This is a genomic window from Pseudomonas sp. S2_E01 (assembly GCF_054668365.1).
Map to the genome: position 1 here is coordinate 3,326,352 of NZ_CP162762.1, position 21,489 is coordinate 3,347,840.

The following is a 21,489-nucleotide window of genomic DNA, read 5'->3' on the forward strand; positions in this document are numbered from 1 at the left end:
CCCAGATCCGCATCAGGAGGCATCATGAACAAGTGGCCACGCTTCGCACTCAACGCTCTGGGGCTGACAATCTCGCTCTCCGGCACTGCGTTCGCTCAACTCGCCGCCGTCGACCCCGGCCCTTACACCTTCGCCACGGGGAAATTCCCCATGTGGTATCAGGACAATACTGAACTGTCGCTGGAATTGTGCCAGTCACGAGCGACGAGCTCCCGGGCCCCAGGTGCACCCGGCGCACCGGCCTACATGTGCATCCTTAATCCGGAACCGGGGATTTTCGACGACACTCAGCCCATGGTGTTCCCGGACAACTGGCCACCGGAGGCTTTCTGGTTCCTCGCAGAAACCACCATCGCCGATGTCGGCGGTTACGGCGTGGACGCCTACGTGGCGGGGGTCGAAGCAGCCTTCACGGCGGAAAACCCGATCGATGGCGATCAGGCCAGCTTCGCGCGGATTCGCATTCGCGTGAACATTCCCATCGCCGGGACCTATGTGATCACTCACCCCTACGGCAAGGAAACGATCAATGTGCCGACGCCTGGCCGGCGGGTCATCAATGTCACCCGCGACGTCGGCATCGGCGCACCGGGCAACTTCTCCGGTGCGCTCACGGGTGAAGTCGGGCCTTTCCTGCGCGGCGTTGGCGGGCCTTACCCCGAGCTCAACCCGGACACCGGCACCATGGACACGTTCATCGGCGATCCGAACATCTCCGAGGCGGTCACCGGCAGCCCCTTCGGCACCAATTTTCTGCGTATCCAAGGGCCGGCGGGCACCATCGAGACCTCGGCGTTTACCGTCTCCGGCAAAATTCTCGACAGCCGGACACAGACACCGGTGGAAATCGGTCGTGCCACCTATCGACGCAAGTCCACCGGCCCTGGCAGTAGCAGCACCCAGGTGGAAGTCTTTGGCAAATCGCCCAACAGTTCGAGCCTGTGCTTCCGCGAAAGCGTGACACTGATTCCCGGCGCGCCTCCATCACCTTGCCTGGTCAACATGATCGGCGACGGACGCGGCCAGTACTTCGCCCAGCACCTCATCAGCAACGGCAACGTGCCGCCAGTGGTGGTGCTCACCGCCAACACCCCGGGCGACGCAACCACCCGGCCAACGGCGGTCTCGAGCAAAGTCACTGACGTCGTGAAAGTCCAGACCGCACGCTACAACTGGAGCAATCACAGCCTGGTCATTGAAGCCACGTCCACCGATGAAGTGAACGTGCCTGACATGGTTGCCCAAGGTTTCGGACGCTTGTCGAAACAAGGCCTATTGCAGAAACTCACCGTCGCCGACCTGACTCAACCACCGGCCACCGTGACGATCAAATCCTCGGCCGGCGGCAGCGACACCGAACCCGTCGTGGTGGTCGGCACCGCGCCGGACAGCGGCGAGAACCAGGCGCCGATCGCCAACGCGGACAGCGGCAGCACCAGCTTCGGCGTGCCGATCACCCTCAACCTGTTGACCAACGACAGCGACCCGGACGGCAACACGCCGCTGGCCATCACCGCGCTGACCCAACCGGAAACCGGGCAAGGTACCGTGACGCTGAGCGGCACCACTGCGGTGGTCTACACCCCACCGGCAGTGGTCAATTCGCCACTGACCACGACCTTCACCTACAAGGCGCAAGACGTCAAAGGCCTGGCTTCCACCACGGCCGCGACCGTGACCATCACCGTGGCACCGAACCAGGCGCCAACGGCCGTGGCTGACAGCATCGCGACCCTGGGTGTGTCCGTGCCGATCAACGTGTTGACCAACGACACCGATCCGGAAGGCAACCTGCCGCTCGGGGTGGCCAGTTTCACTCAACCGGCAGCAGGCCGAGGCACCGTCACCAGCAATGGCACGGTCCTGACCTATAACCCACCGGCGACCGTGACTACCGCCTTCACCACAACCTTCACCTACTTCGCGCGGGACAGCTTCGGCGCCGTGTCGACAGCCCCGGCGACGGTAACCGTGCAAGTCTCGCCACGGCCAGCGGCAGAAACCTTTGCCGTGACGGCGGCCACCGTGACCGCACGCTCCAACAACCGCTTCACCTGGGACCTCAGCGGGACCTCATCGGTGACCACCGGCAACACCATCACCATCCAGGTCACTACCCCGACCGGGCTGCAAACACTGGGCACCACCACGGTGCCGGTGACCGGGCGCTGGCGGCTGACGGTGAACAACACGACAACAGTGGTCCCGTCGGCCAACCCGACCGCCACCATCACCTCGTCCCAAGGCACCGTGCGCACCGTGCAAGTGATCTCCAACTGAGCCCGCGCCCCATCGGCCACCCGGCTGATGGGGCCCTTTCACTCAAAAGGACAAGACCATGAAAACGTCAACCGCCGCCCTGCTCTGCCTGCTTCTGCTTTGCAGCGGCGCAGGCGCGAGCGGCGCCGACGATTTGATGGAAAACGACGATCTGGGCCCCGGTGCCGATCTGGGCGAGTTACCGACGCCCATTGGCCAACAGGCACTGATCAACCAGAACGGCCAGGCCAACGTGGCGTTGGTGCAACAGAACGGCCAGTCGTTGCTCGGCACCATCGTCCAGTCGGGCAGCAATCAGGAAGCGTTCATCCTGCAGCAAGGCAGCGACCTGATGGCGATGATCACCCAGCAAGGTTATGGCAATGCCGCTTCGATCACCCAGACCGGCAGCCAGAACCGCGCGCAGATTTCCCAAAACGGCAATAACAACGACGCCAGCATCGACCAGGCCGGCACGGGGCTTTCCAGCGCCGTGAACCAGTCGGGAAATGGCATGAGCGTTTCGGTCAAACAATACCGCTAAAGCACTGCATCATCCTGGAGGTTTCATCATGTTCAAACTGACGCCCCTTACCGCCGCCATCCTGGTCATGGTCAGTGCCCAGGCCATGGCCGACGACAGCCAGTCCACCCAGAACCAGAACGGTACCGCCAACGTTGCCGACGTCAAGCAGACCAAGGCCTCGTTCAGCTCCGCGACCCAACAGCAACTGGGCCAAGGCAACGACGCCGCTGCCGTGCAGGACACGGCCACCGGCACCATCGAGCAGAACCAGGTCGGCGACTACAACGCCGGTTACGCCGAGCAGTTGTTCGAGGACAACAGCAAGATCACCCAGCAGCAGACCGGCGCCTTCAACACCGCCCATGCCAGCCAGTCGATCGGCGTCGGTGGCGGCGAAGTGCTGCAGCAGCAGGAAGGCACCGGCAACTTCTCGTTCGTCTATCAGGACAGTCAGGAAGGCACCAGTGGCCAGACCTACCAGTTCGGTGACGGCAATGACGCCAACATCGAGCAGATCCAGCTCGGCACCGCCAACAATGCGGTGATCATCCAGTACGGCAGCGGCAACTACGGTACCGCCGAACAGGTCTTCCACAATGGCGGCCAGATCAACATCAACCAGGCGGGCAGCACCAACTACGCCTACGGCGACCAGCGCAACGGCGAAGGCGGCACTCTGACCATCAACCAGTTCGGTGACGGCAACGGCACCGAAGTCTGGCAGGACACCCAGCTCGCCAGCCAGGCCACCGTCAACCAGTCGGGCGTGAGCAACGAAACCGTGGTCGACCAGAGCTTTGGGGAAAACAACGTCGCCCAGGTGTTCCAGGTCGGTGACCTCAACGCCATCTATGCCGACCAGTTCGAGTCCATTGGCTCCAGCCTGGCGCTGTACCAGACCGGCGTGGGCAATGTGCACTTCACCTATCAGAACGGCGACGGTCATTCGCTCACGGCGACCTCGGTGGGTAACGACAACAAGGTCTACGCCAGCAACTGGAAAGGCCCGCAAAAAGGCGGCCAGTTCGGCAGCAACCAGCGCGCCACCGTCAACCAGAACGGCAACGGCAACACCGCCAACTTCGCCCAGGACGGCGTCAGCAATATCATGACCACCTTCCAGGGAGGATCTGGCAACAAGACCACAGTCGTCCAGGCTGACAGCTTCAACGAGCTGTACTTCGAGCAGAACGGCACCGACAACATCCTCGTCGCCGACCAGCGCGGCACTGCCAACCTGGCCATGGGCAACAGCAACGGCATGAACAACACCACCAACTTCACCCAATCGGGCACCGGCAACGAGGCCTACACCAGCCAGAGCGGCGACGACAACATGATCACCGTCAAACAGGCCGATACCATGAACGTGGCGTACGTCACCCAGGGCGGCACCGGCAACACTGCCAACGTCGACCAGAGCGGTACGACGCAGATGGCAACCGTTCAACAGATGGGGATGGATAACCGGGCGACCGTGATGCAGCAGTGAGCGCGAGGCAAGGAAAACCGCGACCCTGGTGAGGGTCGCGGTTTTTTTTCGTCTGGGGGCCCTGTAGGAGCGAGCTTGCTCGCGATCGTCGTTAACGATGACGCTGGCTGCCTGGATGCCCGCGGTGCCTGGGCTACCATCGCGAGCAAGCTCGCTCCTACAGGGGGGTGGTTGGTGCGGGCATTATTGGCGTCGATAGTTACCATCATTTGAATGAAGTTCTCATAAAAAATCTGCGGCGTAACATCAGCTCCATACCAACCAATAACACCCCGGAGCACACCATCATGAAACGCCAAACTCTTCTCAGCATCGCTTTCTCGGTTTTCGCAGTTAACGCTTTTGCCGCTACCGCCGCTCACCCGGTGGTTGCCGAAGGTGGTTCGGATCGTCTGATCGAGCGTCGTGTGGCTGAAGGTGGTTCCGACCGTCTGATCGAACGCCGCGTAGCTGAAGGTGGCTCTGACCGTCTGATCGAACGCCGTGTGGCTGAAGGTGGCTCTGACCGTCTGATCGAACGCCGCGTAGCCGAAGGTGGCTCAGATCGTCTGATCGAACGCCGTGCCGTATGAAGCATGGCTCAACCGCAACGCCCAACAAAAAGCCCGGCCTAATCAGCCGGGCTTTTTTGTACGTGCCGGGGGTCCTGTAGGAGCGAGCTTGCTCGCGATGGTCGTTAACGATGACGCTGGCTGCCTGACACCCAACGGTGTCTGGGCCTCCATCGCGAGCATGCTCGCTCCTACAGGGGGATGTGGTTGGCGCGGGCATTATCGGCGTCGATAGTTACCATCAGCTCAATGAAGTTCTCATAAAAATTGTGCGGCGTAACATCAGCTCCATACCAAACAACTACACCCCTTGGAGCACACGATCATGAAACGCCAAACTCTTCTCAGCATCGCATTCTCGGTTTTCGCAGTTAACGCTTTTGCCGCTACCGCCGCTCACCCGGTGGTTGCCGAAGGTGGTTCGGATCGCTTGATCGAACGCCGTGTGGCTGAAGGTGGTTCGGATCGTCTGATCGAACGTCGCGTTGCTGAAGGTGGCTCTGACCGTCTGATCGAACGCCGTGTGGCTGAAGGTGGTTCGGATCGTTTGATCGAACGTCGCGTTGCTGAAGGTGGTTCGGACCGTCTGATCGAACGCCGTGTAGCCGAGGGTGGCTCGGATCGTCTGATCGAACGCCGTGTAGCCGAGGGTGGCTCGGATCGTCTGATCGAACGCCGTGCCGTATGAAGCATGGCCCCCGCGCAACACCCAACAAAAAGCCCTGCCTGAACAGCCGGGCTTTTTTGTACGTGCCGGGGGGCCTGTAGGAGCGAGCTTGCTCGCGATCGTCGTTAACGATGACGCTGGCTGCCTGGATGCCCGCGGTGCCTGGGCTACCATCGCGAGCAAGCTCGCTCCTACAGGGGCTCAATGTGACCCGCGGTAAGAGCGGAACCATAAGCGGCCGTTACCGCAGAAATGGATATGTACTAGGTCGAAAGCCGCCATCGCGAGCAAGCCCGCTCCCACAGGGGTGATCGGGCCGCCTCGGTCATTCCTCCTCTTCGGGCACGACTTTGTTCTGCGTCAGGTACCGATCCAGCGTTTCATTCTGCACCGAGTTGTCCCCCGCCACCTGCCACAAATGCCGCTCGATCCCCTGGGCCAGCAAATGCCCCACCGCCGCTTCAATCGCCGACAGCACACACAATTGCGCCGGTTCGTTGGTGGTATAGCCGACTTCGGCCTCGAGCAGTTTCTTGAACTCGATGAACTTGAACACTCCGGCACTGCGGCCGACCGAGTAGATGGTCTTGCTGGTCATGACGTTCGCCAGCACCTGGCCGCTGCGCACGTCCACGGCGCGCAGGTTGACGGTGACCTGGTCCACGCGATATTCGCGGGAGATGTCGATGCCCAGGTAACGCGCCCCTTCACCGCCGCTCTTGACGTTGGTGTCGTAGGCGATGATCCCGCCTTCGAGCATCATGTTCGCCGCTTGCAACGGTGGCAGTTCCGCCTGGATGTTCACCGGGGTGTTGGGCTTTTTCTGCGAGGCGCGGATGATCTTGCGCTCGGTCAACAGGTTCTGCAGCCCTTCGCGCTCGAGCACCACGAACCAGCCGCTGGCCTGCAACGCGTCCATCAGCATGCTCGCCGCGCCCTGGGTCACGCTGGTGGAAAACGAGCTGGCCGGGGTCGGTTTGTATTGTCCGGTCTGGTCGCGGAAACCATACACCACCGCCATCAGCCTCCCCTTGGGGCGCGGCATGTTGATCAGGTCGTAGTAAGTGGACGCCCTTGGGGTGAGCGTCGGGGTTTCGGTGTCCTGTTCGGCGCCGATCGGCTCACGCAGACTGCACCCTTGTAATGCCGCCAATATCAGCCCTAGCACTATTATTTTTTTCATGTCCATCACTCCCCATCAAGCACACCCCATCAAGGGGCCAGGCCACTCACCTTGATTTCCGAGACTTCACCCGTGGCCCTGTCCGTCACCTCGATGGTCAGTTGCCCGGAGTCGTCGATGACGTTGACGATGAAAGCGTCGGTGGTCAGGCTTCCGGTGTTGCCCGCTGAGATGTTGTCCAGCAGTTGCCCGAGCAGACGTGATTGCAACTGGCTGGAGAAACGCTCCAATGCCGATGTGCCGGCCGCCGAAGTGCGTTTTTTCAAGTCGGGATCGTCGTAGTCGTTCTGCGCCTGGGCATTGTTGAGCAACCAGGTGCCGTTCAACGGGTTGCCGCCAAACGACGGGTTGATGGGCGTGTAGACCAGTTCCGTGGCGTGCGCCAGGCTGCAACCTGCAAGCCCGAGCAGGCAAAGGCCGGCCCGTGAAAGCGCTGAACGTTGCGAGAAGTTTGTTGTTTTCATAATTCGTCCCTCTCAAGGTCCGTTGTGTCCTGCAACATGGCTTCCAGCTTGCGCTGGACGATCTGCCCGCGTACCCAGTCGGCGGCGTCGTACGCCTCTTCCTTGAGTTCCACGGTGTTCGGCGGCAGGAACCGCCGGTAAACCAGGCGCTGCTGAAATTCCACGGTGACCAGGGCGCCCCATCGCGCCGAAGGTCGTTCGCGCACCACCAGGTTGAAATCCATCGGGCTGGTGGCACGCAGGCGTTCACTGAACGAGTAGTAAAAGTCGTGGCCGATGTGCGAGATCGTGTCATCGACGATGAAGCCCATCATTTCGTCTTCTTCGCCGGCCGGGGCGGCGGCACTCGCCAGCATCATGATCAGCGCCAGGCAAAACCAGTTCATGGCTGCAACCCCTGTGGCGATTTGGCCTGGCCCTTGCCGGCGCCTGCTGCGCCGTCGAGGAAGGCTTTCTCGGCGACGAACTGCCAGTCCTTGTAGCTCGCCATACCCGCGAAGTCCGACCACTGGGTGGGGAAATTGTCCTGCTTCAACGGCGTGTCCGTGGAGGCGCTCGTCAGGCCGGTGATGCGCCCGTCAAAACCGCGCATCAGGACCCATTCGCCACCGGTGACCGGGTCCGGGTAGAGCTGCCGCAAATGATGCTTGGGGTTGGGAAAACGCTCGTCCTGCAACAGGTCCTCAAGGGCTTTTGGGTACTGCGCCAGCCCAGGCGAGGATCGGTAGTAACTGCGCAAGGCCTGGGCGTACTGGGTGCCGACCCACAGCAACTGGCGCTCGCGGTCGCGACGCGACGCGGTGGACCACAACTCGGCGGCACTGGCCAGGCCCATCCCCATTACCATGACCAGAAACAACACGCCCAGGTACGTGAAGCCGCTTTCGCCGGCAGGCTTACCACTCGGAATAAAGGCTGCCATCACGCGCCCTCCCTGTGGCACCGCTTTTGATATCGGCGACCCCGCCCTGCACGCCATCCGGCGGCGCGACCAGCACCCAGACGTCCTTGCGCTCGGCAATCGGGTCCATCGGCGGGTTGCGCAGATAACGCTGCTCCACCAGTTGATCAAGCGAGTCGGGATAGCGCCCCGTGTCGCCGTAGTAGTGATCCAACGCTTCGCGCATCGCCGCCAGGCTCTGGCGCAAGGTGGTTTCCTTGGAGGTTTCCAGGCTGTTGAAATAACGGGGCATGGCGATGGTCATCAGGGTGGCGATGATTGCCATGACCACCATCAGTTCCAGCAAGGTAAAACCCTTCTGCCGACGCATGATTCACCACTCCCGATACGCAATGCCGTTGAGACCCTTGCCGCGGGCCTTCGAATACACATCAAAGATGTCTTCGCCTTCGCGGGGGTTCTGCGCCGAGCTGTCATAGCTGCGCACACCCCAGCCACCTTCATCGTCGCGTTTGACCGTGGCCAGCGGGTCGCGGGGAATACGGCGCAGGAAGTAGAACTTGGCGCCCTTGGCGCTGCGCACATCGCGCACGCCGTCCACCAGTACCTTGAGGTTTGGTGGATAACCGCTGCTGTTCAGCGACTTCTCGATATAGCCGGCGTCAAAGGCACGCTTGTAGGCGTCGATGGCATCGCGGATCTGATACAGCGCGGACCGTAACTCCTGTTCCTTGCCACGGCGTACCACGGTCTCGGTCAGCGGCGCAGCCATGCTCGCGAGCATGCCGATCAGCGCCAGCGTCACCACCACTTCGACCAGGGTAAAACCGCGTTGCGAGGCGTTCATGATCAAGGCTTCTCGATAAAGACTTGGGTCGAGGTCGCTGCCACGGGGCGGTCGAGTCGATCCGCGGGGCCTGTGGTCACGGTCGTCTGCATGCCGCGATCCGGCGCCTGGATGTGCATGCTGGTTTCAGTGCCAGTGGTGAACTCCATGTCCGATGGGCTCTGATACGGCAGGTTGCGCACCACGCGTGGAGTGATCGACAGCACCAGCTCGGATTTGCTGACGTTATCCTTGTTGCTGCCGAACAACCGGCCCAGCCCCGGGATGTCGCCCAGGCCCGGGATCTTGTTGCCGGTGGCGCCGTGGTCGTTGCGCATCAGGCCGGCCAGAATCTGGGTTTCGCCGTCGTGAAGACGCAGGGTGGTCTGCGCGTTGCGGGTGTCGACCTGGACCGGAATCGTGCCCTGGCGGGTCGGTTCCAGAGGCGTGGCGTTACTGACTTCGAGGGCGATCTTGATCGCCACTTCGTTGTTCAGGTGCACAGTGGGCTGCACTTCCAGTTTCAGACCGACGTCCAGGTAAGTCACGCTTTCAGTGATTACCGGTCCCTGGGTGGACGGCACTGAGGTGGCGCTGATGATCGGCACACGCTGGCCGATGTGGATGCGAGCCTGTTCGCGGTTGCTCACGCGGATGGTCGGGCTGGCCAGGGTGTTGATATCGTTGTCCTGGGCGTTGATCTTGGCCTGGGGCGACGGGTTGATGGTGATCCGGCTGGAGTCGATGCCCTTGAGCTGATCGAGCAAGGTCACCGGCGAGCCGTCGCTGTTGATTACGCCAAAGGTGTTGGGCCATTGCAGGCCGAGGTCGAGAATCCGTTGAGTGGCGACTTCCATCACCTCCACTTCAAGCACCACTTCAGGGTTGGACTGATCTTGGGACTGCAGGAGTTTTTCGGCCATGCGGATCGCGTCCTCGGTGTCGCGCATGGTCAAGGTGTTAAGGCGTTCGTCGACGAACACATCGCGGGTCTTGAGCATGGTCTTGACCATGTTCAGCGCGGTGTTGGCGTCAATGCTGGTCAGGTAGAAGGTGCGCATCACCAGTTCCTGGTAATCCTTGAGCTTCTGCGGTGAGTCCGGGTAGATCAGCAGGGTATTTTCGTTCACCACTTTCTGATGCAACTGGTTCTGTTGCAGCAGCAGTTCCACGGCGTCCTCGATGCGCACGTCACGCACGAAGATCGTGGCTTTCATGTCCGGACGCAGGTCCTTGTCGAAGATGAAATTGAGGCCGGCGACCTGGGACAGCACTTCAAAAATGGTTTTCAGATTGGCATCGCGAAACTCCAGGGTCACCGGCCGATCCAGGCGAGTGCGCAACTGGGGGTACTGGATGACGTTGCGGCTCTGCACCAGGCGGATGTTGCCTTGCAGTTCCAGGGCACCGGCGTTTTGCGGGTCAAGCTCGAGGATCTGTTTGACCTGGCGATCGGCGCCGTAAATGTCGCCGCGACGCAGATCGCCACGGGCCAGTTCAAGTTTTTCGTCCATGCTGCGCAGGTATTCGAGCTGGCGCAGGGAGTCCTGGGCGCGGCGATTGTTCGGCTCAATGGTCAACACCCGGCTGTAGCTGGTGCGGGCCGAGGCGAAGTCACGGCGGGCGCGATCGGTGTCGGCGTCGGTCAGCAACGCGTTGATGGCCTTGACCCGCTGGGTGTTGAGCGCCATGTGCAGTTCGGTGTCACGTGGGTTTTCCCGCAGCCCTTCCTGGATCCGCGCCAGTCCGGCTTCGTACTGCCCTTGGTCGATCAAGTCGGCAGCTTCCTTGTTGGCCACTTGCGCGGAACTGCACGCGGCCAGCGCAACGTAAAGGCCAAGGCTCATCAGCGAACGGATTGTGTTCATAGCGCGCTCCCCACAGACAAGGTCTGGGACAAATGCATCGGCAGGTAGACCAGGTTCAGCTCGGCATCGGTAATGCCTTCGAGCCGCCAGGTGTCGTCGATCACATCCCCTTTGCGTACGACGTATATTTTTTCGCCGCTCTGCAAAAACACCTGCAGATCGGAACGGTCATCCAGCCGGCCAACGAACTGGAACGGCATCGGCGGTACAGTGGGGGCCTGCACCACCGGGGTCATGTTGACGGGCTGCTCGACCACACTGGCCAGGGTGGGTGCGGCCTTCCAGCTGCGGGCGGTGAACAGGTCACCTGCCGGGCTCAAGTCCTTGATCACCGCCGCTTTGTGCTTGCCTGTGGCGTCCGGCGAGGCAACACGGGGATTGCCGCTGGCAGTCGTAGCGGTCACCGCGAGCGTTTCATCGCCCTCCTCGGCCGGCATCCAGTATCCGGGCAACCAGGCCAGCGCCGCTGCGACGCCCAGGAAACCTGCCCAACCTGCTGCGCGCTTGGTACTCATCATGACCTCGACAGATAAAGGGTCAGGCGGATCCGTCCGGTCAGGTCGGTGTCAGCGATTTTCTTGCGCTGGAACTCCACGTCCTCCACCACCACTGCCGGCAACTGGCCCAGCAAGGCGTGCAGGAAGCGCCGAAGTTGCGGGTAGCTGCCCCGCACCGGCAGCAGGATCTGGTAGCGCGCCAGATGGGTCTTGGGGTCGACGCCCAGGGAATATTCACCACGGGCCAGGGTGATGCGTTCCTGCGCTGCCAGCGCGTAGATCCTGTCGATGGCGACAGTGGCCTGGGGCTGCGCCGGCAGCTTGCTGCGAAAGTCATCGAGTTGCCGTTGCGGCACCACCGGGGCCGCAATACTCCCCTCCTCGACCCTGGCCAGATACTCGCGCGCTTCCTGGGTTTGCACGCTGAGCTGTTGCAACGACTGCCAGTGCGGCAGCAGGCCCAGCAGGCCGTACCCCAGCGCCAATAGCAGCAACACCGCCCCGGCCAGGCCCGGAACGCCCAGACCGTGCAGGTATTCGTGGACGATCAGTCTAGGGATTCGCATCGCCAATCTCCCAGGTAGCCGACAGGTTGAATTGCACCGGATGTTCCGGCACGTTGGCCACGATTTCGTGGCTGAGCAGCGACACATCGGACAGCTCGTCACTGGCTTCAAGGTTGCGGTGGAAATCCAGCATCGCCTCCAGGTCTTTCGCCTCGGCGCTGATCCGCACCTGGCCCTTGCGCGCGTCGGGGGTCAGGGTCAGCAAGGCGATGTCGGTGCGCGGCATGGTCTCCAGCATGGCGAACAGGCTTTCCCAGGGCCGGCGCAACTGCTGCGAAACCTTGCGCATCTCGGCCAGGTTCTGCGCCTGTTCTCGGGTCTCGGCCGGGGTCAGGCTGACCCTGGTTCCGTTATCGCCGGTCAGCACGCGCTGGGTGGTTTGCAGATGGCCTTGCTGTTGCTCGACCTGTTCACCCAGGTGCTGCGAGATCACCAGGCAGCTCAGCGCCAGCACGCCGCCCAGCACCAGCAGGGTCCAGCCCAACGGACCCGAGCGCCGGCGTGGTTGAAAGTCCAGATTAAGAGTGCGCATCTCAGGCCACCGCCCGGGACATGACGTACAGGCAATCGCGTACGGGTGTCCGGCCTTCTTCGAGGGTGCGCAACTGCACGTCGGGCAAGTCCGGTTGTACGTCGACGCGGGCCGGGGCATGCAGATAGACGCTCAGCGGCCGCTCACTCGTGCACGCCTGCAACTGGCATTCACGGGCAATCAGTGCGGTCAACGCGGCGTCGCTGTCGCTGCTGCCCACCGAGCGCACCGAGCTCCAGCGCTGCTCGCGATGCAGCAGCAACACACTGCGCACCGGTTCAGCGACCACGAACAGGAAGTCGCCACCGGCCAGGCTTTTGTCGAAATGATTGAACGCCGCCATCAGATAGGGCTGCACCGAGCGCAGGCGCAGACTTCGGGCACGGACCAGGGTGCGCAGCCGAGTCAGCAGGTCTTCGGGCAAGGCGCTGGCGATGCGGTCATGGCCGGCCGGTCCCGCCGAGATCACCAGGTTCCAGGCTTGGCTGGGCGCGCCGTAGAGGTCTTCGAAACACAGTTGCGCAAAGCCGAGCAATTCGCTTGGGCTGCTGATCTGCTCGCTCCAGGGCACCAGGCAGAACCGGCTGAAGTGCCCGGAAACCACCACGCTCAACTCGGCACCGGCGCGGGTGTGGTCCGCCAGCAGGTGGTCGAGGGTGTCCAGCGCCACGGCCCATGCCTTGAAGCCTTCGTCGATGAACCCGACGCTGCCCAGCCACAGGGTTTCGCTGCCTCGGCGCTGGCCGAGGCCGACACCACTGGCGCCGATGACGGCGACATAACGCTCACGAGATAAAAGTGACACGATTGATCTCCTCGAGAGTGGTCCGGCCTTGTTGCACCAGTTCCAGAGCTGACTCACGCAACAGGCGCAAGCCACGTTTGCAGGCGTGGGCCTTGATTTTCGCAATCGGCTGGCGCTCGACGATCATCTGCCGCAACTCGTCGTCCAGGTGCAGCAACTCGGCGATAGCGCTGCGTCCGCGATAGCCGGTGCCACGGCAATGCCCGCAACCCTTGCCCTGCACGAAGTGGTAGCGAGCCGCCTGCTGCTCATCGAGGCCGGAGGCTTCCAGCTCTTCAACGCCGGGGATGTAGGGGCTGCTGCAGCTGCTGCAAACCAGTCGAATCAAACGTTGCGCCAGCACCGCATTGAGCGCGGACACCAGGCTGTAGGGGTCGATTTCCATCTGGGTGAAACGACCGATCACGTCGAACACGTTGTTGGCGTGGATGGTGGTAAATACCAGGTGCCCGGTGAGCGCCGATTGCACGGCGATCTGCGCGGTGTCCGGGTCACGGATTTCACCGACCATGATCTTGTCCGGGTCATGGCGCAGGATCGAGCGCAAACCCCGAGCGAAGGTCAGGCCCTTTTTTTCGTTGACCGGGATTTGCAGCACGCCCGGCAACTGGTACTCCACCGGGTCTTCGATGGTGATGATCTTGTCCACGCCGTGGTTGATCTCGGTGATCATCGCGTACAGCGTGGTGGTCTTGCCGCTCCCGGTCGGTCCGGTCACCAGCACCATGCCGTAGGGCTCGGCTGCCAGGCGGCGCAGTTGGCGCAGGGTTTCCTCTTCGAAGCCCAGGGCCTGCAACTGCACGCCGCAGACCTTGTCGGCCAGGTCCTGTTTATCCAGCACCCGCAGGACCGCGTCCTCGCCGAAGATGCTTGGCATGATCGACACCCGGAAATCGATCTGGCGGCCATTGATGCCGATCTTGAAACGACCGTCCTGGGGCACGCGCTTCTCGCCGATGTCCAGTTCAGCCATGACCTTGACCCGCGAAATCACCTGTTCGGCAAACTCGTTGCCCTGGATCTTGCTGATATTGTTGAGCACACCGTCGATGCGGTACTTGATCACCAGGCCGCTGCCGGTGGTGCCCAGGTGAATGTCACTGGCGTGCATTTTCAGCGCGTCGTACAGGGTCGAGTTGACCAGTTTCACCACAACGCTCGCGTCCTCGCTGATGCTGGTCAGCGACAAGCTTTGCAGGGTGTCGGTTTCCGTGTTGGCATCGGCCTGGGCGTTGAGCGACTCCACGGCGTGGAAGCTCTCTTCGTGGCGCGCCAGGTAGGCTTTCAGGTCGTCGGCATGCACCAGGTACAACGGCGCGCCGTGCAGGCAGTCGTCGATCCAGGCCAGGCGTGCGGTGTCGAAGGGGTCGGCAAACACGCCGATGACCGCTTCATCGTGGCGCAGCAGGATGAATTCGCGCTTGAGGCATTGGGCCAGGGTGACCCGGTCGAACACCGGGGTGGCCGAAAACAGGGTGTCGGTGTCGAGCACCGGGTAATGCAGCGTCGCGCCCAGGCGCTGGATGAAGGGCATGGGTGCCAGTTCGCACAACACCCCGAGGGCTTCGAGCATCCGCTCGCCGGAACTGGCGGACAGCGTCCGGGCCTGGGCCAGTTGCTCACTGGAAAAACGCGATGGCGGGCATTCCAACTGCGCCGGTTCGACGGCAAGGGATAGACGGTCCATGGCTTGCTCTCCAACGCCGGGGCCCTTGAGCCCTGTCGACGCGGCGAGCAATTACGGTGTGACCGGAACGGCTTGTCGCGCCACTATTCCCCGGTGAGCAATTGTTCGTCGTCTGGTGCCTTGGAGGTCGAACTTCGTCGGCGATCCACCAGCACCCAACTGCCGTCGTACAACTGCAGCGGGAAACTCTCTTTCCTGCTCTGGCGTCGTTCGACAAAACCTTCGGATGTACTTACCGCCATGTTGGGTTCGCGCTGCATGCCCAGAAGGTCGCACACCGCTCGGGCCAGTTCCGCCATCGGAAACGGCTTGAACAGGATATGGCTGACTCCCAGTTGGTGCGCCCGTTCGCAGACTTCGGCGGTCGGGTGCCCGGTGATCAACACAAAATGACAATTCCTGTTCTGGCGGATCGCTTCGAGCGCTTCAAAACCTTCCATATCAGGCAAGCGGTAATCGAACACCACCACATCGGGGGCAAACTGTTCGGCTTCGCCGATACCCGTCGCACCGTCATGGGCAATCCGAACGTCCAGTTCCTGCACCTGAAGGTAATCCTTGAGGTTTTGGGCAAGAAGCTGTTCGTCTTCAACAACCAGTACTTTGTTTAACAAGGTGGACTCCTTGAAACCGCAGGTCCGATTTCCGAGCCTGATGGAGTGCGCGCCTTGATAGGGCTAACGCACACTTCATGCCAGGCTGAGCGCCGGTTATTTCACCGCCGTATCCCGTTGAATTGCTTCGAATAATGTTTTCGTCCAGGCACCCTTTCCCCCAAAGGCGGGGAAGCGCACGAATGGTCGCCGAAGCTTTTCCCCCACTATTGGGGGGCCAATCCTCAGTCGCCGTCAATCCTTTGGATCCGATTGCTGGAGCGCAACTGCGCAAGCGCCTGTTGACGAACCTGGACTTGTCGCTGTCGGGCAAGGTACGCCCTGACCATTTCAAGCCCCTGCGATTCTGAGACATCGGCCGCCTCCAAGTGGTTCTGTAAATAAATCAAATGCCATCCGAGGGGAGTGCGAACCGGCTCACTCACTTGCCCAGGCCTGAGCGCAAAAGCGGCCGTTTCGAACGTCGGCATCATGCGGCCACGGGGGAAATAGCCCAGCTCGCCACCGGCGCCGGCACTGGCGTCTTCGGAGCCGGTACGGGCCACACTGGCGAAGTCCGCGCCCCGGCTGATTTGCGACTTCATCTCTACCAAGCGTAGTCGTGCGGCTTCGACTGCGGTGGCATCGGCACCCTGTGCGACCTTGATCAGGATGTGACGCGCCTGCACGGTCTCAGGCTGGCTCATTTCGCTGCGGTGTTCGTCAAAGAACGCACGAACCTCTGTCTCGTCAGGCGGGGCGACCTGCGTCAGTTGCGCGAACGTTTGCTGCGCAGCGAGTTCATGGCGGGTGTACTCGGCAAATCCGGCCTCGTCGAAACCGGCGTCCTCCAGGCGGCGGGCGAACTTCTCGGCTCCGCCCATGGCGTCGCGCATCTGCTCAACCTGGCGCTGCACGGCGGCATCGCTGATGACCACCCCGCGCTTGATCGACTCCTGCCACAGCAGCTCGCGGTCGATCAAAGCGTCCAGCGCTTTCTGGCGCAGTTGTTTGTAGGCCTTGGGATTACGGATGCTGCCCAATGCCCGGCCCTGGTCTTCCAGGTACTCGGCGAAATAACGCTCGAAACGCAGCGCCGAAATCTCCTGATCGTTGACCTTGGCCACTGCGGGCCCATTGCTGGCCAACACCGCCGGCAACCAACAGGTCAGGACCATCAACAGCAGTCTGGACTTCATGATCAAGGCCTCCGCTCAGGGTGTCGCCATCACAGGCTTATAGGGTGCAACCAGGTAAAAACGCTGGTCCGGCAGATCTACAGTGACGATATGCGCACCGCTCAAGCCCAGGCGCCGGCCGGGCCCGAAGCTGATCAGCGGGGTCAGCCCGGTGTCGAAGTCATGCAGGCCTTCGAGTGCGTTGATCAGTTTTTCGCGGCTGGCATCGCGCCCCGCCTGCTTCATGCCTTCGCTCAACAGCAGCATCGAACTGAATGCGCCGACCTGCAGCACCGCGTGCTGGCCGCCGAGCCCCTGCTGTTCGCGCACCTGGGTCAGGGCCAGGCGCCCGGCCTGGGTCCAGTCGCTGGGTACGAATGGATAGGACAGGAACACGCGGCGGGAAAAACCGCTGGGCACTTGCAGCAGGTCGCCTGCCACCTGATTCGAGGTAGCGAAGAGGTAAGGCACCTGCCCTGCCGTTTCCAGGCGCGCGGCAAACCGGGTGAAGTCCTCGCCGCAGCCCAGGTAGAACACCGAGCGCGACCCCAGCGGCAGTTGGTCTTGCGTCGGGCCGTAGGGGTTGACGCTGACGTTCTGCCAGCCGCGCTGGTGCAGGTATTGGCCGAGATTTTGCGCCGCCTGCTGCTGGCCGGACTCGTCGGGGTAGGTGATCAGCGTCGGGCCTTGAAGCACGCGCAAACTGTCGGTGGCGTAATCAGCCAGGGCGAAGAGTTGTTCGCGCAGCCCCGGCATGGGTTCGAAAATCTGCCGACTGGTTTGCGCCGAGCCCTGCAACGACACCGGGCCAATCAACGGGATACCGGCCTTTTCCAGGCGTGCAACGAGTTGCGAATCGAGCGCCGGGGCCAGCGGTGCAATCAGCGCGAACACCTGTTCCTGGTCAATCAGTTGATCCAGCGCAGCCTCCGCACTGGCCAGGTCAGGCCCCGGGTCGAGGATCGTCAGGCGCAACTGCCGACCATGTATGCCGCCCGCCTTGTTGATCCGCGCGATGCTGCCGTTGAGCACCGCCGCCACCGTCGCGCCCTCCTCCGCCAGCAGGCCGGCCCCCGGCAGCAAGGTGCCCAGATGCAGGCTGTCAGGGGTCAGGCCGGGGTCTCGCTCATCGGCGAGGCGCTTGAGGTAGGCAGTCAGATTGCGCTGATCGCTCATCGACAGCACGAAGCGCGGCATCGCCAGGTCGAGACGATTGTTGCCGGGGTCCCTTCCCTCTTGCACGGCCCGCGCCAGCGTTTGGTCGGTGTAGGCCGGATAATCGCGGCCATTGACCTGCTGCTGGCCATGGCTGCTGGTCAACCGGGACCAGCTCAGGTCCGGCGGTCGCACGCCGCCCTCGGGCCGACCCAGACCATCGGCGCCATGACAATTGGCACATGGCAGGCTCGTGGCCGGCAGCACCATGTTCGCCGCCCCGACCCGCGCCATGATCGGCTCGCCACTCTCCGATTTCCCTTCGCGATACAACCGCTTGCCGGCATTTTCGCTGGGGGTCAACGGCAACGCGTGAGCGCTCAGGGCAAGGCCGCAGCAAATCAACAGGCCGAGGATGACGGGGGTTTTCATGGCGCGCCCTCAGCGACCGGCCACGGGCATTGTCAGCAACTGCAAGCGCTGGGCAATGGCGGCGGGCGGTGCATCGGGACGGATCTTGCTCCAGCGTTTGTTGGCCACATCCCCCACGATCAGTTGGGTGGAGTGTTGCTCGGGTGTCGGCACGATCTGGCCGATTCGGCTCAGTACAAGGTCCATTTGCGCCTTGTCGCCGGTCAGAAAAAACCAGTGGGGCCCATCGACGCCCTGTTTCAAGGTGTAAGCCTTGAGCACCGCTGGCGTGTCCCGCAGCGGATCACTGGTAAGGGAAATGAAGGTGATGTCGTCTGCCTTGTCGCCCAGCACTTCTCGCACTTCCTTGAGCTTCTGGGTGATCAGCGGGCAGGCGTCGTTGCAACTGGTGAAAATCACGTTGAGCAGCACCACGCGGTTGTGCAGCGCATCGCTGTAGAAGCGCAGGGTATTGCCGTTCTGGTCCTGCAACGGCGTGTCGGTGAACCAGGTTTTGGCATCGCGGGTACCGGTGGCCGGTGGCGCCACCGCGACGGTCGGTGTCGCCGGCTGATGGTCTTCGTGGGCGAAGGCCATTGCGCTGAAAATCCAGAAACACACCGTCAGGCTGATCCAGTCGATGACTCTCATGGCTGTTGCTCCGTGCTGGCAATGGCGGTGTGTTTGGCATGGGCGTTGCGCTGACCGCTGATTTTTTCCACTTCGCGGGTCAGCACGGCCGGGTCGGTAAAGCCGTAGTAGCGTGTCCAGTGCCGACTGTTGCCGTCACCGACCAGGATCAACGGCTGATGGCTCTTGAAGTCACCGCTGAAACTGCCCAGCCCTTTGAGGGTTTCGTTGACCGACTGCGGCGAGCCGGTGAGCCAGCTCCAGCCCGGCCCCTTCTGGAAAGCGCGGGCGTAGTCGTTCAGGCGCTTGGCGTCGTCGCGCTGCGGGTCGATGCTGATCGACACCAGTTGCACCTCCTTGCCGACCCGGCCGCCCAACTGCTGCTGCACCTTGCCCATGATCGAGGAGACCACCGGGCATACCGTGGAGCAACTGGTGTAGATGAAGCTCATGACCACGATCTTGTTGCTGACCAGGTCCTTCTCCAGCCGCACGCTCTTGCCGTTCTGGTCCACCAGCGCCACGTCGGCGAACCTGACCTGGGTGCTTTCCGAGCTGGCGCTTTTGGCCGGCATGTCGTGCCCGGCATGCTCGCCCGTCGAGTGCGCCATGGCCTGGCCGATGCCACATGCCAACAGACAAAGTGTCAGCAGTCCACACGGTGTAAATCGATTCATGTCGATGTCCTCTTCAATGAGCGGCGTCGGGCATTACCCGGACACTGGCAAACGTTTGATCACCAAAACCGGCGCCAAGGGACGGCGCGCGGACATGCAGGTACCAGGCGCCCTGGCGGTCCAGAGTGACCGGGGCTTCGTAGACGCCGTTGCCGACGTCCCGGGCTGAAACGAGTTGTGGTCGCGAACTCGGCGCCAGGAAGTAGCGCACCTGCACGTCGTTGATGCCGCTGCGCACGGTTTTCTGTTTGCCCTGGACAATGCGCAAGCGCACGGTGTACGGCTTGCCCAGGGATGCGGTGGATTTATCGAGTAGGAACTCCACCTTCGGCACCCCGATATGTTGCGCGGTGCTGTTGTCGGGCTCGATCACGGTGCTGAAGCAATGGACGATGTTGGGCTGGTTGAGCAGGAACGCCACGTCGAAGCGCCCCGCCGGCGGCAACTTGATCCTTGAGCTGTACAAGCCTGGCTCGACTTCACGCAGGCTGCGATCGATCACCAGCGCCGCCCGCGCCAATTGCCCGCGATTGGGGTAACCGGACATCGGCGCGTTCATGCCTTCGGCGTAGAAGTAGGTGGTGTTGTCCACCGGGTTGACCACGAACACCGCGTTGTCATCGCGCGACACGGCCAGGCTCGACGCTAGCGGCAGGTCACCGGCCAGGCGCGGGGGTTTGGTCCCGGCCTCGAAACCCTGGGTGATTGGCTTGCGCCCTTCCCCCAGCGTCGCCAGGTTGATCATCGTCACTTTCGACGACGCCAGGCCGCGCACGTAGGCATAGGCCTTGGTGAACACCACTTGATAGGGCTCGGCGGAAACGTCCAGGTCGTGGATCAGCGCGTCGGTGGCGGCGTCGATTACCGAGGCCTGGTTCTCCAGGGTGTTGAGGACGATGCCAAAGCGGCCATCGGCACTGAAGCCCATCGGGCCGAGGCCCTGTTTCAACGCGATCACTCGCCGCACCGACTGGGTCTGGGCGTCCACCACGGTCACCGTGCCGTCCTGGCCATCGGCGACATAGGCGGCGTCAGACAGCGGCGAATACACCACCGACAAAGGGTGCGAGCCGGTCTTGAGCTGCTTGATCAGGGTCAGGCTGGCGATGTCGATAATGCTCAGGGTGCCGTCGTCGCGGTTGGTGACGAAGGCGAAGCGGCTGTCCTTGCTGAAGGCCATTTCGTGGTGGCCGCCGCCGGTGGTCAGGTGCTTGAGCGTCTTGAGGCTGCGGGTGTCGATCACCGTCACCCCTGACTGCTCGGCGGATGGGGCGTTGTTGCCGACCCACAGCAGGCGTTCATCCGGTTGCAGGGCCACGCGCACCGGGTTGCTGCCGGCTGCGATCGACTCGCGCACCTTGAACTGCTCACTGTCGATCACCGCCACTTCATTGGCCGCCGGCATCGACACGAACACCCGTTTGTTGTCCTTTGGCGTGACCCAGTCCATCGGCGGTTGCTTGATGTCGATGCGCGCCATGGTGCTGGTGATGCCACCCACCGAAACCGACGGGTCTACCACCATGACGCTAGCATCGTGATTCATCACCAGCAGGAAATAGCTGTTGAGGTCGAGCACCGGCCGCGCGCCGATGTTGGATTTGAGGAACACCCCGACCCGTGACTTGCAACTCCTGTCACGGCCCTGGGCCTGATCGGCGGCCATCGCCTCGGGATCGAGCCAGGCACCGGGAGCCACCCCCGCCAGCGGTTGCCCAGACGCCTTGTCGGTGATGCGAAACAGCACGTCGGCGAACTCCCCTTCGCGCAGCACACCGTCCTCGGCCAGCGGCCGCATTTGCAGCGAAACCGATACGCCGTCGCGCTCCAGTGTCTGGTCGCCCCAGGTGCTGGGCAAGGCAACGTCGCTGAGCAGGGTCGGCGGCGTGGTGCGCCAGACGCTCAGCCAGATCACGGCCAACCCGATGACCAGCGTGCCTGCGGTGATTGAGATGGTCTTGTTCATTGTTGTTTTCCCCTGGTAAACCCGCCAACCCCGCCCCCCTGCAGGAGCGAGCTTG

23 protein-coding genes are annotated in these 21,489 nt (G+C 62.4%); 5 read left to right on the top strand and 18 right to left on the bottom strand.

Annotated elements, in window-relative coordinates; translation table 11 throughout:
• The first annotated feature begins 24 nt into the window (after positions 1–24).
• The 5 genes from AB4O36_RS15210 to AB4O36_RS15230 all read left to right on the top strand — a co-directional run bounded on the left by AB4O36_RS15210 (position 25) and on the right by AB4O36_RS15230 (position 5,516).
• Positions 25–2,280, top strand: a complete 2,256-nt coding sequence (locus tag AB4O36_RS15210) for an Ig-like domain-containing protein (protein WP_460139596.1) — start codon at positions 25–27, stop codon at positions 2,278–2,280.
• A 58-nt stretch (positions 2,281–2,338) separates the two neighbouring features.
• Complete coding sequence (locus tag AB4O36_RS15215) at positions 2,339–2,803, top strand: curlin (RefSeq protein ID WP_460126506.1); 465 nt, start codon at positions 2,339–2,341, stop codon at positions 2,801–2,803.
• A gap of 28 nt (positions 2,804–2,831) precedes the next feature.
• On the top strand, positions 2,832–4,277 hold the full coding sequence (locus AB4O36_RS15220; RefSeq protein ID WP_460139597.1) for a curlin: 1,446 nt from the start codon (positions 2,832–2,834) through the stop codon (positions 4,275–4,277).
• A 287-nt stretch (positions 4,278–4,564) separates the two neighbouring features.
• Complete coding sequence (locus tag AB4O36_RS15225) at positions 4,565–4,849, top strand: hypothetical protein (RefSeq protein ID WP_460126509.1); 285 nt, start codon at positions 4,565–4,567, stop codon at positions 4,847–4,849.
• Positions 4,850–5,153: 304 nt separating this feature from the next.
• Positions 5,154–5,516, top strand: coding sequence for a hypothetical protein (locus AB4O36_RS15230; protein WP_460126511.1), 363 nt, complete (start codon positions 5,154–5,156; stop codon positions 5,514–5,516).
• A gap of 304 nt (positions 5,517–5,820) precedes the next feature.
• Here AB4O36_RS15230 and AB4O36_RS15235 read toward each other — a convergent pair whose 3' ends face one another.
• The 18 genes from AB4O36_RS15235 to AB4O36_RS15320 all read right to left on the bottom strand — a co-directional run bounded on the left by AB4O36_RS15235 (position 5,821) and on the right by AB4O36_RS15320 (position 21,434).
• Positions 5,821–6,678: a CsgG/HfaB family protein gene (locus AB4O36_RS15235; RefSeq protein WP_460126513.1), complete on the bottom strand. Its 858-nt coding sequence runs from the start codon at positions 6,676–6,678 to the stop codon at positions 5,821–5,823.
• A 29-nt stretch (positions 6,679–6,707) separates the two neighbouring features.
• A complete protein-coding gene (locus AB4O36_RS15240; protein WP_460139598.1) occupies positions 6,708–7,142 on the bottom strand; it encodes a curli assembly protein CsgF in 435 nt (144 codons plus the stop codon).
• Positions 7,139–7,528, bottom strand: a complete 390-nt coding sequence (csgE, locus tag AB4O36_RS15245) for a curli production assembly/transport protein CsgE (RefSeq protein ID WP_460139599.1) — start codon at positions 7,526–7,528, stop codon at positions 7,139–7,141. The genes AB4O36_RS15240 and csgE overlap by 4 nt, the downstream gene beginning before the upstream one ends.
• Entirely contained in the window at positions 7,525–8,064 is a 540-nt protein-coding gene (locus AB4O36_RS15250) for a type II secretion system protein (RefSeq protein ID WP_460139600.1), read from the bottom strand. Before AB4O36_RS15250 ends, csgE begins: the two co-directional genes overlap by 4 nt.
• Positions 8,039–8,413: a type II secretion system protein gene (locus tag AB4O36_RS15255; protein ID WP_460126521.1), complete on the bottom strand. Its 375-nt coding sequence runs from the start codon at positions 8,411–8,413 to the stop codon at positions 8,039–8,041. Before AB4O36_RS15255 ends, AB4O36_RS15250 begins: the two co-directional genes overlap by 26 nt.
• A 3-nt stretch (positions 8,414–8,416) precedes the next feature.
• A complete protein-coding gene (locus AB4O36_RS15260; protein ID WP_460126522.1) occupies positions 8,417–8,890 on the bottom strand; it encodes a type II secretion system protein in 474 nt (157 codons plus the stop codon).
• Positions 8,891–8,892: 2 nt separating this feature from the next.
• Positions 8,893–10,737 carry a secretin N-terminal domain-containing protein gene (locus tag AB4O36_RS15265; RefSeq protein WP_460139601.1) on the bottom strand — a complete coding sequence of 615 codons (1,845 nt, stop codon included), beginning with the start codon at positions 10,735–10,737 and terminating at the stop codon, positions 8,893–8,895.
• Complete coding sequence (locus tag AB4O36_RS15270) at positions 10,734–11,252, bottom strand: hypothetical protein (RefSeq protein WP_460139602.1); 519 nt, start codon at positions 11,250–11,252, stop codon at positions 10,734–10,736. The genes AB4O36_RS15265 and AB4O36_RS15270 overlap by 4 nt, the downstream gene beginning before the upstream one ends.
• Positions 11,252–11,800 carry a GspMb/PilO family protein gene (locus tag AB4O36_RS15275; protein ID WP_460126528.1) on the bottom strand — a complete coding sequence of 183 codons (549 nt, stop codon included), beginning with the start codon at positions 11,798–11,800 and terminating at the stop codon, positions 11,252–11,254. The genes AB4O36_RS15270 and AB4O36_RS15275 overlap by 1 nt, the downstream gene beginning before the upstream one ends.
• On the bottom strand, positions 11,787–12,332 hold the full coding sequence (locus tag AB4O36_RS15280) for a PilN domain-containing protein (protein ID WP_460139603.1): 546 nt from the start codon (positions 12,330–12,332) through the stop codon (positions 11,787–11,789). The genes AB4O36_RS15275 and AB4O36_RS15280 overlap by 14 nt, the downstream gene beginning before the upstream one ends.
• Before the next feature lies 1 nt (position 12,333).
• Positions 12,334–13,137, bottom strand: coding sequence for a hypothetical protein (locus AB4O36_RS15285; protein WP_460139604.1), 804 nt, complete (start codon positions 13,135–13,137; stop codon positions 12,334–12,336).
• A complete protein-coding gene (locus AB4O36_RS15290; protein ID WP_460126534.1) occupies positions 13,118–14,824 on the bottom strand; it encodes a GspE/PulE family protein in 1,707 nt (568 codons plus the stop codon). Before AB4O36_RS15290 ends, AB4O36_RS15285 begins: the two co-directional genes overlap by 20 nt.
• Before the next feature lie 83 nt (positions 14,825–14,907).
• Complete coding sequence (locus AB4O36_RS15295) at positions 14,908–15,438, bottom strand: response regulator (RefSeq protein WP_460126536.1); 531 nt, start codon at positions 15,436–15,438, stop codon at positions 14,908–14,910.
• 224 nt (positions 15,439–15,662) lie between these two features.
• On the bottom strand, positions 15,663–16,616 hold the full coding sequence (locus AB4O36_RS15300; protein WP_460139605.1) for a peptidylprolyl isomerase: 954 nt from the start codon (positions 16,614–16,616) through the stop codon (positions 15,663–15,665).
• A 15-nt stretch (positions 16,617–16,631) separates the two neighbouring features.
• Entirely contained in the window at positions 16,632–18,182 is a 1,551-nt protein-coding gene (locus AB4O36_RS15305) for a cytochrome c/ABC transporter substrate-binding protein (protein WP_460126539.1), read from the bottom strand.
• A gap of 9 nt (positions 18,183–18,191) precedes the next feature.
• The gene (locus AB4O36_RS15310) at positions 18,192–18,812 is read right to left on the bottom strand and encodes an SCO family protein (RefSeq protein ID WP_460126541.1); all 621 of its coding nucleotides are present in this window, start codon (positions 18,810–18,812) and stop codon (positions 18,192–18,194) included.
• Positions 18,809–19,468, bottom strand: a complete 660-nt coding sequence (locus tag AB4O36_RS15315; RefSeq protein WP_460139606.1) for an SCO family protein — start codon at positions 19,466–19,468, stop codon at positions 18,809–18,811. The genes AB4O36_RS15310 and AB4O36_RS15315 overlap by 4 nt, the downstream gene beginning before the upstream one ends.
• Before the next feature lie 13 nt (positions 19,469–19,481).
• Positions 19,482–21,434 (bottom strand): YncE family protein, encoded by a 1,953-nt coding sequence (locus AB4O36_RS15320; RefSeq protein WP_460139607.1) that lies wholly within the window; start codon positions 21,432–21,434, stop codon positions 19,482–19,484.
• Positions 21,435–21,489 lie beyond the last annotated feature (55 nt).